9 protein-coding genes are annotated in these 15,029 nt (G+C 45.7%); 2 read left to right on the top strand and 7 right to left on the bottom strand.

The window, feature by feature from the left end; genetic code table 11:
- Window positions 1–209: 209 nt before the first annotated feature.
- The 4 genes from ACJJI3_RS09440 to ACJJI3_RS09425 all read right to left on the bottom strand — a co-directional run bounded on the left by ACJJI3_RS09440 (window position 210) and on the right by ACJJI3_RS09425 (window position 6,520).
- Window positions 210–1,142 (bottom strand): ROK family protein, encoded by a 933-nt coding sequence (locus ACJJI3_RS09440; protein WP_444905883.1) that lies wholly within the window; start codon window positions 1,140–1,142, stop codon window positions 210–212.
- A gap of 198 nt (window positions 1,143–1,340) precedes the next feature.
- Window positions 1,341–3,845, bottom strand: a complete 2,505-nt coding sequence (locus ACJJI3_RS09435; protein WP_444942250.1) for a TonB-dependent receptor — start codon at window positions 3,843–3,845, stop codon at window positions 1,341–1,343.
- 353 nt (window positions 3,846–4,198) lie between these two features.
- Complete coding sequence (locus ACJJI3_RS09430) at window positions 4,199–5,185, bottom strand: glycoside hydrolase family protein (RefSeq protein ID WP_413665021.1); 987 nt, start codon at window positions 5,183–5,185, stop codon at window positions 4,199–4,201.
- A gap of 114 nt (window positions 5,186–5,299) precedes the next feature.
- Window positions 5,300–6,520, bottom strand: a complete 1,221-nt coding sequence (locus tag ACJJI3_RS09425) for an ROK family transcriptional regulator (RefSeq protein ID WP_444912554.1) — start codon at window positions 6,518–6,520, stop codon at window positions 5,300–5,302.
- Window positions 6,521–6,766: 246 nt separating this feature from the next.
- On the opposite strand from ACJJI3_RS09425, the gene ACJJI3_RS09420 reads away from it, so the two are divergent.
- Window positions 6,767–8,368: a sodium:solute symporter gene (locus ACJJI3_RS09420; RefSeq protein WP_444942249.1), complete on the top strand. Its 1,602-nt coding sequence runs from the start codon at window positions 6,767–6,769 to the stop codon at window positions 8,366–8,368.
- Between the two features lie 158 nt (window positions 8,369–8,526).
- The gene (locus ACJJI3_RS09415) at window positions 8,527–9,741 is read left to right on the top strand and encodes a hypothetical protein (protein ID WP_444896578.1); all 1,215 of its coding nucleotides are present in this window, start codon (window positions 8,527–8,529) and stop codon (window positions 9,739–9,741) included.
- A 64-nt stretch (window positions 9,742–9,805) separates the two neighbouring features.
- Here the strand turns inward: ACJJI3_RS09415 and ACJJI3_RS09410 are convergent, their stop codons facing one another.
- The 3 genes from ACJJI3_RS09410 to ACJJI3_RS09400 all read right to left on the bottom strand — a co-directional run bounded on the left by ACJJI3_RS09410 (window position 9,806) and on the right by ACJJI3_RS09400 (window position 14,531).
- Window positions 9,806–10,138 (bottom strand): hypothetical protein, encoded by a 333-nt coding sequence (locus tag ACJJI3_RS09410; RefSeq protein ID WP_444942248.1) that lies wholly within the window; start codon window positions 10,136–10,138, stop codon window positions 9,806–9,808.
- 212 nt (window positions 10,139–10,350) lie between these two features.
- Window positions 10,351–13,452, bottom strand: coding sequence for an efflux RND transporter permease subunit (locus tag ACJJI3_RS09405; RefSeq protein WP_444942247.1), 3,102 nt, complete (start codon window positions 13,450–13,452; stop codon window positions 10,351–10,353).
- The gene (locus tag ACJJI3_RS09400; RefSeq protein ID WP_444942246.1) at window positions 13,449–14,531 is read right to left on the bottom strand and encodes an efflux RND transporter periplasmic adaptor subunit; all 1,083 of its coding nucleotides are present in this window, start codon (window positions 14,529–14,531) and stop codon (window positions 13,449–13,451) included. Before ACJJI3_RS09400 ends, ACJJI3_RS09405 begins: the two co-directional genes overlap by 4 nt.
- Between the last annotated feature and the right edge of the window lie 498 nt (window positions 14,532–15,029).

Genomic DNA, 15,029 nt, shown 5'->3' with positions numbered 1-15,029 from the left:
GCCCTGCTTACTAGAGGTATCTATATGGAAGCCTAACAGATAGATAAAGGGAATCGCTAGCTGGGGAGGGGATTACTGCCGCAGGAATCACTCTGCATAGCAAGTTTTTGATCAAGAAGTGGTGGTAATCACAGAAATAGGGATATTACACGTGGGAACCACGCCCACTGAGAAGAGGATGGGCGGGAAGGGGATGTCCCCTCCCTGGTTTAGGCAATGACGTTTTTAGTGTTGTATAGGTGCTGGGCCATCCGCAGAGAGCCGACTTCACCGGATCTTCCCACTAGTTTTGGTGCAACGATATACCGTTCAATATTACTTTCTGAGACTTGGGGAAAGTAACCACCGGCTAAGGCTAGGAATTTTTGTCTTATGCGATTGAATAGGTGCGCCTGTATCATCACTCCACCCCCCAGTATGATCCGCTGTGGTGAGTAGCAGCTGGTAAGGTTGACGCACATAGTGGCCAGGTACTCCGCCTCCAGGTCCCAGGCCGGGTGGTGTTGTTCCAGGTGTTGGCCACGCAGTCCCCAACGCTCCTCTATCGCAGGACCTGAGGCCAGTCCTTCAAGGCAGTTGTTATGAAATGGGCAGTTGCCTTTAAAAGAATCCTTTTGGCTGTCTCTAGGCATCAACATATGCCCAATTTCCGGGTGCATAGATCCATTGATTAGCTGGCCGTCGATCATAATGCCGGCGCCTATACCGGTACCGATGGTGACGTAGACAAAGTTCTTTACATCTGTAGCGGCGCCGCAGAGGTGCTCTCCAAGGGCGGCGCCATTAACATCTGTATCGAAAGCAACTGGTACCGACAGGGCTTGGCTGAAGTAGCCAGCCATATTGGTATTGGACCAGCCAGCTTTAGGTGTTTGGGTGATATAGCCATAGTAGGCGGATTCTGGGTCCAGGTTTACCGGACCAAAGCTGGCTATGCCCAGCGCAGAAACAGTGCCGTGGCGCTGACTGCTTTCGTGAAAAAACTGAGCGACCTTGGATAGCGTATGTTCTGGATCGGTGGTTGGGAAGCTGGCTCGCTCACGGATGTCATTAATCCCAGCGGCTACCACACAGTTAAATTTGGTACCACCGGCTTCAATTCCGCCGAGCAAGGTATCTACCGCATTGCCTTGCATTTCCATCCTAATCCGCTCCCCGGGTTACATAAGTTATTCGTATTATCAGTTGATGGTTTCCGAAATTACACTACTGATAGTTTATAGCTGGTTATATTGTTTCTTAAAGAAAAAAACCGAGCGCCGGTGGGGGCCAGACGCTCGGGGTTTGCAAAGCTATGGGCAGAACTGCAAACCACTTACTAGAGTAGGGAAGAACAACGATCAAAAAGCGTAATTGAAACTGACGCTGGTGGAGCGGCCACTGATAGCCCGTCCGCGTACTATGTCTCCAACTTCTGCGTAAGACTCTTCAACTTCGGTAACAACAAATTCATCGGTTAGGTTGTTTACATTAAAGGAAACGGTAAGGTCTTCTGTCAGGTAATAAGAACCAAACAGATTGACCAGGACATAACCTTCCTGTTTCAACTGGTTGGAGTCAGAAAAAAAATATTCTGTAGACCCTTGGAGGCTTGCACCAAATGTAAAGTCATCGCCAAAGTTATATTGCGGTGTAATCGTGTAAATGAAATCTGCTTGGCGGCGCGGCGTATTACCTACGACAGAACTGTCGTTGGCATCTTTTGAAATTTCGGCGTCGGTCCAGGTGAGGTTTCCATTTACGGAAAAGTCTCCATAACTGTAGGCTGCTTCCAGCTCGATTCCTTGGGCTTCATACTCGCGTACAAACGTTAAGCCGCTAGTGATTTCTGCATTGGTCTCTTCAGTGACCGTATTGAAGTAAGTTGCAAAGAAATCCAGATCGCCGGTTGAGAGTTTGTATCCAATTTCCAGCTGGTCCACAGAGTCGAAGCCATCGGTGGTGTCGGTTAGGCTTCCGTCACTGTTGAGGGCGCCGCTAATTTGTAGAAGCCGATCGGCAATTGCTCGACCACCCTCGCTGTAGCGGGCAAAAATAGCCATGCTGTCGTTGAGAATATAATTTCCACCGAGAGAGAAAGAGGTGTTGTCTGCATCGTAGTCAACGAGCTGGGTGGATCCATTGGCCATTGTGATGACGCCGCCGGTGAATCCAAAGGCATCGGAAGCGCTAGCACTTTCCACATCGCTGATAATACCATCGCCATTCAGATCGTAGTCTGTATCACCACCGCAGCAGCTGGAAACCAGGGAGCCTTTGGCATTGACCATATCGTGGCGGGCACTGACATCGAAGGTAAAGTCGCCGATGTCGATCGCCACATTCATATAGGGTGCATAAGTTTCATATTCCAGGTCCCAGGCCCAGGAAAGAAAGCTTGCAGACCAGACCCCATCATCTACCAGTACATCTCCGTTGGCATTGGCAGTTATGGTGAGGTTTTCAGAATTGCTGCCGTCAACAGTTTGAACTAGGGCATTCCAACTATTCCAGCTGGTTTTGATATTTTGGTTGGAGTAATAGAACCCACCGGAAACAACAATATTATCGCCAATTAATTTGTCGACTTTAAAGTCGTTAACTATCAGACCCAAATCGTGTATTTCTGTATCAAAGAGCAGGTCGACATAGGCGAGGCCTTCGGCCTCTTCACCATTGGCATAAGTCACCGTTGTGCCGGCGCTACAGTCTATGGCCTCTCCGCTACTGCCTACGGCATTTGCACAAATGGTATCAGCCATATCCTGTGTGGATTGTGGTCCGTAATCGCCGAAAGTATCGGTAAAGGGGGAAATAAAGCTGCCGCTAACATCAGAAATTCTGAATTTGTCGGTAACAGTCCAGCCATCATTAAATTCGAATTTGGTTTCAAAGCCATAGGCTTCCACCAGAGATTCGATACCGTCGGATAAGTCGCGGGTTACCGGATTGCCGTAGGCATCAAAAGTGGAAATGTATCGATAATTATCGGAATGCAGGGTTTGGCTGCTGGCATCGAAGTTGGCAACCGTGCCGAATTCACCATCGCCCTTATAGGTTACAGGGCCAGGAAGATAAGTTGTTACCCGGTCATCGAGATGTTTGTAATAGAGGCGGACATAACCGTTATCAAACTCTTTGGTGAGGTTGGCCCTGAGTTGGCCGCCGGAATCCCCATCAAAGCCGGTCTCGCGGATGCCTTCTCCCTCTCTTAAAAATCCGCCGACATAGAATCGCAAAGTGTCATTCAAGTGGTGGCCATAGCCAAAGTCCAGGCGGGATTCATCGTAGTCCGCACCAAACGAAAGTCCTACATTACCACCTTCTTCTTCGCCGGTATTGCTGATCATATTGATCACACCGCCAGGTGAATTACTGGCAAAGGTGGAGGCAGAGCCGCCGCGTACGCTTTCTATACGTGCGAGAGAGGAGTCGGTGCGAACAAAGTTGTCAGTGTTACCGAAATTAATATCGCCGTATTCTAATACAGGCAATCCGTCTTCCTGGATTTGCATATATTTGGAGCCGCCAGTTGCCAGGGGAATACCTCTAACGGTGATATTTGCATTGCCGCCGCCACCGGAGGATTCCGCCCGAATACCGGGTAAGCTGCGGAACAGCTCTGCGGTAGAACGCGGGGCGTACTTCGCCATTTCCTCAGTGTCCAGTGCACTAACGGATACGCTGGATTCCATCTTGGTAACCGGTCGGGCGGTTGCGGTAACCATCACCTCTTCAATTTCCGGCATTTCCTCAGCTGTTGCCGTTACCGCAACGCTGGAGGCCATGGCAACTGCCAGGGCTATGGAGTGTGGTTTAAAGTGTTTCTGTGTCTCTGAACCTGCTTGGAAGCCCTCTGCAATCACGGCGCTCTCCTCAATCATCTCTTATGGTTATTAGATTTTTCACGGCCCGTTCTCTGCGGGCTCGAGACTCTCTTCCTGTTACCGCATGGGTGGGACCTCTCCCCGCGAACACATTTATTAAATCACTGTGATTTAATAAAGGCAATACGAAAATTTGCGGAATTTACGTAGTGGAATCAGCGAATAGATAAGTAAACCAAGGGGAAGTAGTGATTTTCGCGGTATCCATCTTTGCTTTTGGTGACAGCGCTACTTGTCTTTCTAAGTAGCACTGGCTGCGGGAGAAGGGGATACGGGGCAGTAGATGCTTCTGGTGAGCATCTACCTAAGGATTTGGTTGCGACTCCTGCCTGCTAGTCTTTGGCCAATTCCAGTTGTCCATCGTCCATAAACTCGATGCGCTTGGGGTCGCAGATACCGCCGATAAAGTTGCCCTCGGCATCGTCCCTATTAAAAGCCAGCAGATACCATTGTTGGTCCGGCCCCTGGATAACCCGGCCGGAATAGAGTGATCCCTGCTGGTCTGCGCCGATAAAGCCATCTCCAACCACTTCGTATGGGCCATTCAGATCATCGGCGATAAAATATTTTGTGCCAGTCAGTGGTGTGCCCTGCATGGATTGTCGATGGGCAGTGCTGTGGAACTTTGTCGATACTGAGCAGAATAAGTAGTAGCGGCCATGGATATATTCAATTTGCGGTACTTCCATTTCGCCATACCAACCGGGAGCCAATACCGGTTGCCCCACTTTCCAGTGAATTAAGTCCGTTGAACTGGCATAGCCAACTGCGCCACGCCCATCAGGGCTGCCCTGGTTACAGCGCGCAGTGAGATACATATGGTAGAGATTCTGCGAGGGGTCTTTAACGATCCATGGGTCACGCCAGGATGCATCGTGCCAATATTCAAGGTTCAGGCCATCGTAGAAATTGGGATCTAATTCCACCAGGGGGTTGTTGGGGTGTTTTTCCCAGTGTAATAAGTCTTTGGAAGTTGCCAGGCAGACCCGCTGAACCAGACCTTTCTCTGAATATTTAGTACCGGTATAAAACATATACCAGGTATCGCCTTCTCTGTGTACACAGCCGGTCCAGGTAGTGTAAGAGTCTGCAGCTTCCTCACTGGCGGTTGCAGTTCGAGGTGAGGGTTTTAATGCATCCTGGAGCGTTGTCCAATGAATGAGGTCCGTAGAAACGGCATGACCGACAGATACATTCCAGTGGCGCAGCTCAGGATCGCCCAGTGATTTATCGGCTTGAAGGTAAAATACATGGTACTGGTCGCCGTCCTGCGCGAACCAAAAATCCCATACCCATTTATTATCGAGATTAAATGCCATGATATTTACCTCATTAGTGCTGATTGGAAATTTTCCGGTGAGTTATTGCTTTGATTATTCTTAAGGAGCCCAGAGTTATTTTTATGCTTTTCTGGGGTTCCAATTAAGGCGCAATCAGGTAGATATTCTTCCTGGTATGCCGCCCTTTAATAGAACTGTTTTATCCGGTGCAAAAATTGAGTAAAAAGGCAGAATCGCACCGCCTGTGGCGATGGCATCGACTCCAATTTTTCCACTGACAATTTTGGGCGCAAATACGCCTGAAGGCGCCACCTGCTTTATCCTGCGAGAAATCATTTCGACCAGTTCGTCTAATAAAAAGCGGGGTAAATGCGCATCGACAATAATAGCCTCCAGGTCCAGTACGCTGTTTGCCGATAGAAATGCATAAACCAGCGCATCTGCACAGTCGTCCAGCCACTCCTGGATCTGAGGGCGGGCCTGGTCCATTACCGTTTCAAGTTCGGAAGTGCTGGTAATTTCGATGCCGCACTCTCGTAAATGTCTGCGCAGCCCAAATAGTGAAGCGCGATTGAGGAGTAGCTCAAATGCCCCTTGATTTTCAGGGGTACTGCTAAGTTTTGAGGGGGGCACTGGCAGGGAAACCAGATTGCCCGCATTGCCATGGACGCCGGTTTCCAGGCTGCCATTTAATACCAGGCCTCCACCGATAAAGGTCCCGATATAAACGTAGAGAAAATTGGATATGTCCTGGCCATTGCCAAACTGCAATTCGGCAACAGCAGCAGCGGAACAGTCGTTCTCGAAGAAGACCGGCAGATGTGTTCGCTGAGCAACTTCTTCAGCAAAATTAATTTCTTTCCACTGGGCCGCTAGTTCCTCGCTCATATTGAGCTCTTCAGTCCAGGCGCCGATAAACCAGGGCATAGCGATACCAACGCCCACTAGTTTCCCTCTGTCTTTAGCGGGTAGGGTATCAGTAAGTGCCTGGAGGCCCGATTCAATTTTTGCCAATAAAAATTCGGGCTCCGGGAATTCAAACTCGTGGCAAATCTTCTTTAGTACTGTGCCACCAAAATCCATTAGTAGCAGCTCGATATTGCGCCGTCCCACCTTGATACCGACAGAGTAAGCACCAGTAGGGTTAATAACGTACATAATCGAGGGTTGGCCTTTGCCGCCCAGTCGCCGCCCCTCTCGCATTACCAGCCCTGCGCTTTCCAAATCATCGACAATCCGGGTAACCGCCTGAGCTGTGAGGTCAGTTTGGCGCGCTAGGTCGGACTTGGAGGCTGCGCCAGTCTTCCGCAGGGTCGTAAGCACCACTCGCTCGTTATAACGGCGTAAACCACTGGAATTGCTACCTTTACCCATCCGTGCCCCCTGAGATGAAACGTGATCTGATCCGGCCACTGATTGTCCGGTTCTATTGTTAAAAGTGTAACTTTAAAGCCTTTGCTTAGTCTATTGACTTCGTTGGCACTAAGATCAGTGTTTATGTAAGCTATTGATTAATAAAGCTTTTTTTGTTTATTGAAGCTTGGCTTTACTTAATTAAATCACTGTGATTTAATTTTTGGCCAAGTTCAAGCAAATCATTCTAAAAATACGCTGCTAGCAGTGAACGAGGAAGTTATGCCGGTCGATTTTGGTCTCCACCCAGTCGATGCGACCATTCTGGTCGTCTATTTCGTTTTCACCATCGCCCTTGGGCTCTTCCTAAGTCGCCGCCACGATACTGCAGAGGACTACTTCCTGGCTGGGAGGAAAATGGTATGGCCCTTGATTGGCTTATCCCTGTTCGCTTCCAATATATCGAGTACCACTTTGATCGGCTTGGCCGGAGATGCTTACAGCACTGGCATAGCGGTCTTCAACTATGAGTGGATGGCGGCGGTTATCCTGGTTTTCTTTGCCGTTTTCTATCTGCCGACAATTCTTCGCTCGCGCATTTACACGATGCCGGAAATGCTTGAGCGTCGCTTTAACAGCACCGCACGCACTTATTTTTCGGGATTGACTATTTTCCTGAATATTGTGGTTGATACTGCAGGTAGCCTCTATGCAGGGGCCCTGGTAATGAAATTGATATTTCCTGAATTACCAATTTGGACCACGATTTCAATTTTGGCGGTGATCGCGGGTATCTACACCATCTGTGGAGGTTTGGCGGCCGTTATTTATACCGACACCATTCAGGCGCTGCTGCTGATATTTGGTTCAGTCCTGATCAGTATTTTTGCCCTGGATCGCGCAGGAGGTTGGGAAAATGTTGTATCCCAGGTCTCGGCGGAACAATTGAGTCTGATACGGCCCATTGGTGATTCGAGCGTACCCTGGTTGGGGCTAATTACGGGAGTCACTTTGCTGGGCTTTTATTTCTGGTGTACTAACCAATTTATGGTGCAAAGGGTACTCAGTGCAAAAGATGTTAATCACGGCCGCTGGGGAGCCTTATTTGCCGGTCTGCTCAAACTTCCCGTGCTGTTTATCATGGTTCTGCCTGGCACTATGGCGATTGTTATTTTCCCCGAGCTAGAGCGCGCAGATATGGTTTATCCCACTCTGTTATTTGAGCTGTTGCCTGTTGGTATCCTGGGGCTAGTGTTGGCAGGTTTTGTTGCTGCACTAATGTCGCAAATTGATTCCACGCTTAATTCAGCTTCCACGCTGGTGACCATGGACTTTGTGCGGAAGTTTTTTCCGGGCCTAAACCAGCACCAGTTAATGCGTGTAGGTCAGCTGGTCACCTTTATCTTTATGATACTTGCCGTACTTTGGGCACCACAAATTGAAAGTTTTGGTTCCTTATTCCAGTATCTGCAGAAGGTGCTTTCCTATGCAGTTCCCCCTGTACTGGCACTTTTCCTGATCGGATTCTTTTGGCGTGGTGCTAACTCCAAGGGAGCCATAGCTACTTTGCTGTTAGGCACCTTGGGCGGTGTTGGCCTCTTTTTTGTCAATGAAGTCTTCGACTGGACAAACTTACATTTCCTCTATATTGCTCCAATTTTATTTGTCTTCTGTTCACTGGTATTGGTGATTGCCAGCCTGCTTTATCCAACTGAGATTAGCGAAGAAGCCAAGTCTTTCACTTGGTCTAAAAGCGATTTTGATACTGAGACCGTATCCCTAAAAGCACAGCCATTATGGCAGAACTATCGAGTTCTATCTGTGCTACTGCTTGTCGCTACTGCGTTGGTGGTGGGCTCGTTCTGGTAGCGCGAAGTCAGATTACTTCTATTTTTCACCCCACAGGATGGAAAACTTAAACAATAAAGGCAATACAGGAGGGCTGGACACGGACGAAGTTGACAAAAGGTTGTACTCAGATAGTTGTATCCGTTTAAAAGAATAATCTTATAAAGAAGGTGTTGACTATGAAGTATTTCGTCACAGCGATGTTAGGTTTATTGGCTTCTGTGCAGATTAGTGCAACAGAAAATATTTTGGATCAGTACTTCAATACATCAGATAATGGTGGGACCCTAAGGTACGATACAATATTTCAGTATGGTAAGAGTGGGAATGGTAGCGATTTCGATATGTGCGATAGCTATGTTACCACCCGAATCCCTGGAGACAAGATCACCGCTATAACCAGTTTTAGCGGTGATGAGAGAATCAAAGGGTTAAAACTCGAATACTTATATGCAGGAGATGAGGAGGTTGGCAAAACCACTATCTCCGGGTATCGAAAGTTGCTTGGTGCTACCGAATATATTCAGGGTTGGCGCTTCTATAAAAAGCGCGATGGCAATATTTCCAGGATTCGAGTCTACTTGAAAGACATGGCTGATAACTCAACCCGTGATATTACTTTTGGAGGTAATAATGGCTGGTATAAGTGGGAGGAATACCATCTAAGTATTGGAACCCGGTCAGTAGTTGGATTTGCTGGTACTGCGAGTGATAGTAAAGTTTGGAGTATTTACCCTTGCGTTGCGGATCGTTTGGAATTGGTGGAATCTGGCGTAGAGATTCACTGGGATCAGATTGTGGAAACCCCCAACAATACCAGGACATTCTTTGGTGAGAGATTACTTGAGAACTCTGGCAGTATTGCCCAAAACGACAGTACAGAAGTCTGGTATACCGACGGGAAGAGTGAAACAGATACCTGGACTAATACTATGGGTATTTCGGTTACTGCTGGAGTTAGCTTGACCGAGGGTTACAAGGTCGGTGTTCCCGGTACTGTTGAAAATAGTGGCTCCATTACATTCAGTTTTTCTGAGACTTTTAGTGTTTCAACGACCGTTGGGGAAACATCGACCAAAAGCAACCAGGAAACTGTTAAAGATGCCATGCCATCTAATGTACCCGCCTATGGACTGATGATGGCGCGGATGATGGTGGAAAATAGCGAGGTTGAAGTTCCCTATACCACAACGGTCATGAATCCCCATAATGGTGATGAGTTCGAGTTGTCAGGAGTTATCAAAGGTTCCAGCTATTCCAATGCGCGGAAACGCTGGGATGAAGTGGGGCGGGCCTTTCCGACTCGTTATGAGATATACCAGAGTTATGCTTGGGTGATCGAGTACTATGGGTTGGAAAATGCAAGTTTGATAGATGATCCGGATATTTTCTAGATTGATATTGATAAGAATTGACTGGCCCAAATTATAAAGGGCCAGTCAATCATATGAGATTTGGCTATTCATCATGAAACCGGATTGAGCCTAAGCGAATCCTGTCATCTTCACATCCGTAGTAACTGAACTTTACAGTTTTCTGGGACATATAAGCGGAAAGCAGAAAAGATACTTTGGTGTTGTATATGGCAGAGTCGTCATTGATAAGAAAAAAGGTGTTTTTGCTCACGCAGCTCACCTCGGTCTCTGGATTGACAAATCCTCTAAGTCTGACATCTACACCATTCGAGTGTACTTTTAAGTAGTAAATTTGCGCCTTCTCTGTCCAAGCGGCATCGCTGATAAGTGGCAGCGCAAATGGGATACTCAAAAGTAAATATATTAGAGACTTCATCCTTGATTCCTTACCAATTCATAAGTGGTAATTAAACCTTTACTCTCCATGTTGGTTAACTGCATCCTATAAAACTATAGCAAATAAAGTCACTTGAATAAGTGGTGCACTGCGTCACAAAGTACTTTTCGGAGTGGGTATTAACGCCCATTCTGGCACCAAAATAAGGCTTCCAGTTTGGGCGTGAATAAATCGAGGTCAAAAGAGGGATATCACGCAGTAGTGGCTTCTGGCAGTTTCAGGTCATCCTTATGAGTAGTTTGAGATGTATGAGGACTAAACAGTTTCTGTGATAGCAAAGCAGACATAAATGCCAAGACAAATAAGGCGCTAAACACCATTCCGCCGGTAATAACTGTAGCTAGACCGCGATAGATGGCTGCGCTACTTCCGGGGTTGAGCACTAAAGGGATATTGCCAAAGATGCAGGTAATTGTTGTAAGCATAATAGGGCGGACACGCAAGCTGGCAGCCATATATATCGCCTCTAATTGAGTGGCTCCGTTTTGTAATGACTTATGGAATTGGTTGACGAGTAATATCGCGTTATTAACTACCAATCCCATTAAGATTACAAAGCCGATCATGGTTATTACATCCAGGCTTTGGGGGGTAAATAGATTTAAAATTTGTAAGCTAATCATTCCGCCTGCAAATGATAAGGGTACAGCACAGAGTACTGCTGCTGCTAACTTTGCGGACCTTTGGGCGAAATACATTAATAAGGCCAATACTGCGATAGCTGCTGCAAAAATTTTTAGGAACTCACTGAGGAACAAGTTGAGTTCATTGGCGCTACCTCTAAACTGTGTATGAAGATCATTGTAGGAACTTTCTGATAAAAAATCTGTCACAGATTGATCAACATCCTCGACAAATGACTTCATAGCAACCCCTTCGGGAGGAGTTAAGTTTATTGATGCACTCACTTCCTGGCCGACACGAAGTATACTGGCTGGCGCCTGAGTGATTTTGGCGTCAGTCAATTCACGTAGAGGAATAAAGCCGTGACTGTTAATCAGTATCTCTGTATTTAGGAGCTTCTCAAGGTTTTGCGGTTCTCTTGCTTTAAAGTAAAAAGGAAGAGTGTTGGTTCCCGTATAGAAGTGCCCAATATATATTCCATCGGTTAAAGCCATCAGATGATGATTTAATTCCGATATCGTAATACCTAAACGAGCTAATTGTACTAGCTTGGGTTGAAATTCAATACGAACCGCTCTATTTTGAAGTGCGCTTCCCTCTTGAATTTGCGCCTCTGGAAACTCTAAGCGTAAATGACTCATCAGCTCACTCCCCGCCATCTGTAGTCGAGATAGCTCTGCCCCTTTGATATCTAACTGGCTAATACGGTTATTGGGTAGGGCAAACCTTAGTAAACCACCTTGTCTGAAATGTATTCGAGTCCCAATTAATCCAAAGAGAGCTTTTTCGTTTAGCCAACTCTTTAGTTCTTCAAAATCCCAGTCCCCTTTTGTGTATAGATAGAGATTGCAATTATTTGGGTTGCAAATTATTCCATAGGTTGAAACTTGGTTCTCTATTTCTTCTCTATTGGCTGTGATTCTATTTACGACCCGTTCCCCAATTTCATTTCTTATGGTCTCTGTGGATAAAGGACTTTCAAAGTTGATATAAACAGAGACCATATTTTGTTTAGGGTCTGGGAGGACATCAATGTCAGGGCTGGAAAAGAAGGTAGCGATGAGTGCGACGGGTAATCCTAACAAAATCACAGTGGAGGCTAGCTTAGGATTGCTTGCAGAACGGATAGAAAGCTTCACCCACCATTCAAGCACCTTATTGATTTTAATACTACTGGATCCCTCCTCAGAAATTGCTGCTTTTACAAGTAAGTGTCTGGCCAATGAGGGTAGTATTAGTAGAGCAAACAATAGTGATGCTAATAATGCGCTTGAAATTGTGAAGGCCAGGTCTTGAAAAAGCTGCCCTGTTGCTGACTGCATAGCAATAATGGGCAGGAACACGATAACACTGGAGATTGTAGATGAAACTAATGAGCCCGAAACTTCTTTGGTTCCCCGCGTGATACTTTCCTGAATATTTATACCCTGCTTGCGCAGTCTTTGAATGTTTTCTACGACAATAATTGCTGCATCGACCATTAACCCGATAGAAAGTGCAATCCCTGCAAGTGAAACAACGTTCATGCTTCTATTTCCAAGATACATTCCCAGAACCACCAGAGAGATACAAATGGGAATGCTTAGAAATATTAGGGTTAGAGTTCTGGGGTTACGTAAAAACCAATAAATGACCAGGCAGGCGAGTAGTGATCCCAGCAAGAGGCTTCCGTATACCAGGCTGAGGGAATTCCGAATACCCGTGGAGTCATCCCGGCTTATGGCGAGCTTCATCCCCAATCGATTTAACTCTCCGTCATTTAATTCTTCTATTGTTGATTTGAGCTGGGCGATAGTTTCTAGAACATTGACATTTTCGGTAGGGCGTAGGTAGAAGTATAGAGATCTATTGCCTTCGAGGGCAAAATATAACCAATCTGAAGCTACACGCTCTTTTACCGAAGCAATATCCGAGAGTTGAATGATTTGGCTTTCTCGTGTTGCGATAGGTAGCGTTGAAAGTTCCTCTAGTGGGATCTGCCCCTTAAAATGAAGGGCATAATCTTTTGATCCAATTTTTAGATTTCCTCCCGAGCGATCCGTTAAATTGTTTAGATTTTCGGTTATCTCACTAATGGTTAAAGAGTACCGAGTCATCTTTTCTGGATCGAACTCAATATCGACCCTTTGGGCAGTGGGTGTGCCGGCCTCTTCAATGGACTGTACACCAGGAACTTTGCTAAAGGCTGGCTTTACATGATTTATAAACGCGTCGATTAATTTAAGTTCGCTAGCTGGCTTCTCAGAATATAGGAAAAAGGATCCAAGCGTAGCCCCTGCACCATTTGCAAAATTGAATACATCCGGTGTGCGAACTTGTGTTGGCCAATTGGGTACTTGGTTGATTTTGGAGAGGACCTCAATATACATTTTCTCCATATTTGCCTCCGAATGGAAGTCAATTACGGTCCAAGCCCAGCTACTATTAACATTGGTTTGCAATTCTTTTAGGTGGCTTAGGCTGGAGAGTTCCTGTTCTAGCGGAGCAATTAGTATTTGTTCTATTTCTTCTGCGGTCTTTCCTGGCCAGGAGGTTGCGAGTGCAATTTGTGGGCGATTAATGGATGGGAGTAGGGCGTTTGGTAAATTTATCCCGGTTATAATCCCGGCTATTATTAGAGTAAAGGTACAACAGATGATAATTGAGCTGTATTTCTCCAGGGACTTCATGTGTTTTCCCTCTTTGTAGGAGTAACGGCTTCATTGAGCTGTAATCCTTCGTAACCCAGTACAATCAAAAGATCGCCAGGAGCAATACTTGAACGTACAACAAAGTAATTATCGAGAGTATCTATTATTTGCACCCTGGTACTAACTGCTCTTTGGTCGTTGTCTAGAGTCCAAACCTTATATTGTCGCCCATTCTCAAGAATTACGGCGTCACTAGGAATTCTAGTAATGTATTCTTGCTCGCTATGACCCGAGAAAGGGGTAAACATAGTTATTTCAAATCGCTGCCCAACCAGTAAGGATTTGAATTTTTGTCTGTTTACTTTAAAGTAGAGATTAAAGTTCTGTGTTTCTGGGTTTACTATATGGCTGATATTTCTGAGTTCAATATCTTGCTCCTTAATTTTGAAGGTGCTATTGCTTAGCAGACTTTCTTTATTTATGTGTTCTTCAGGGAGACTACATTCAATTTGGTTTTCAGTTAGTGGGAGTAACTGCATAATTCTTTGTCCTGGGTTGAGGTTTTCTCCAGGATTAGCTTCTATGCTTAAAACTTGACTATCGGTTTTTGCGTAGTGCAGTAGTCGTTTAGAACGATATTCAGCTGTATTTAGTTGTTGTTCGAGTCTTTGCTTGGTTAATTGATAGGTGTCCACATTGAGCTTAAGGTTATTTAAATGAGACTGAGAAACCATGTCGGCGGAGCGAAGTTTCTCCAGTCTACCTAGTTCTTCTTCTGCATAGTTAAGCTGGCTTTGTGTTAATTCAATATCGGTGCGAATGATCTTCATTTGCTGGGAGAGATAAAAGTCATCCTGGGCTGCTACTAGTTCACCAGCTTTGATAATGGAGCCAATAGGCTTTATTTCTATAAGTTCAGCATCTGAGTGACTAGATATTTGATGTAGGGCAGGGGATGATACAGAGCAAAATAACTTTGTTCTAATAGCTTGCTCCCAGGGTTGCGCTGCTTCTACTAGTACTGTGCGGCTATCGTTGGCAAGGCTATTGGAGCCAATAATTAACAGAATAGGTGGGATGCTACCCATAAAGAGCTTTTTAATTTTACTGTTTCTCATCCTGAGGCTCTGGTCGGTTTTGTTTCTGAATTAATTGTTTAAGAGCGGTAATTGGTATTAAAAATTAAAGAGACTGTAGTGCCTTTAGTATTATTTTTGACTAAAAGGTATTTGGATGAGCTATCTGCTGCAATCTCGGTGCGGTAAGATGAAATCTACAAGGGGTGAGTTGTTCATGTTTAGAATTTTGTAAAATGTCAACTTTCACAATGGATGTCTTTGGCGCCAAAAACTAGGTTTTACTGCATATATTGCAGCGCTTATATGCTCAGCTGGAAATGACGGCGGGAGTGGCGTTGTGAATTTTAGAGTGACTTGCCTGCTCGGGTTTTCTATCGGCGTAATTTGAATAGATCTGTTTGTAACTTACCTAAATGGTAAAGATGTGCCGATATTATAGGACTTAAATAATTAACTTTAATAATGTGGTAAGTAAAATGTATCTAGGTCTGAGATGGCCAAATGGTAGGTTAATTGGTGTTATGTAAAGCGGGTGCA

It is taken from the genome of Microbulbifer maximicatervae (SeqCode) (genome assembly GCF_052466985.1).
This window is presented reverse-complemented; position numbering and strand designations above follow the sequence as displayed.

Bases quoted from the DNA above. Each gene is read 5' to 3' on its own strand.
- ACJJI3_RS09400 (WP_444942246.1), bottom strand. From the start codon at position 14,531: ATGAGAAACAGTAAAATTAAAAAGCTCTTTATGGGTAGCATCCCACCT.
- ACJJI3_RS09440 (WP_444905883.1), bottom strand. From the start codon at position 1,142: ATGGAAATGCAAGGCAATGCGGTAGATACCTTGCTCGGCGGAATTGAA.
- ACJJI3_RS09415 (WP_444896578.1), top strand. From the start codon at position 8,527: ATGAAGTATTTCGTCACAGCGATGTTAGGTTTATTGGCTTCTGTGCAG.
- ACJJI3_RS09425 (WP_444912554.1), bottom strand. From the start codon at position 6,520: ATGGGTAAAGGTAGCAATTCCAGTGGTTTACGCCGTTATAACGAGCGA.
- ACJJI3_RS09430 (WP_413665021.1), bottom strand. From the start codon at position 5,185: ATGGCATTTAATCTCGATAATAAATGGGTATGGGATTTTTGGTTCGCG.
- ACJJI3_RS09405 (WP_444942247.1), bottom strand. From the start codon at position 13,452: ATGAAGTCCCTGGAGAAATACAGCTCAATTATCATCTGTTGTACCTTT.
- ACJJI3_RS09410 (WP_444942248.1), bottom strand. From the start codon at position 10,138: ATGAAGTCTCTAATATATTTACTTTTGAGTATCCCATTTGCGCTGCCA.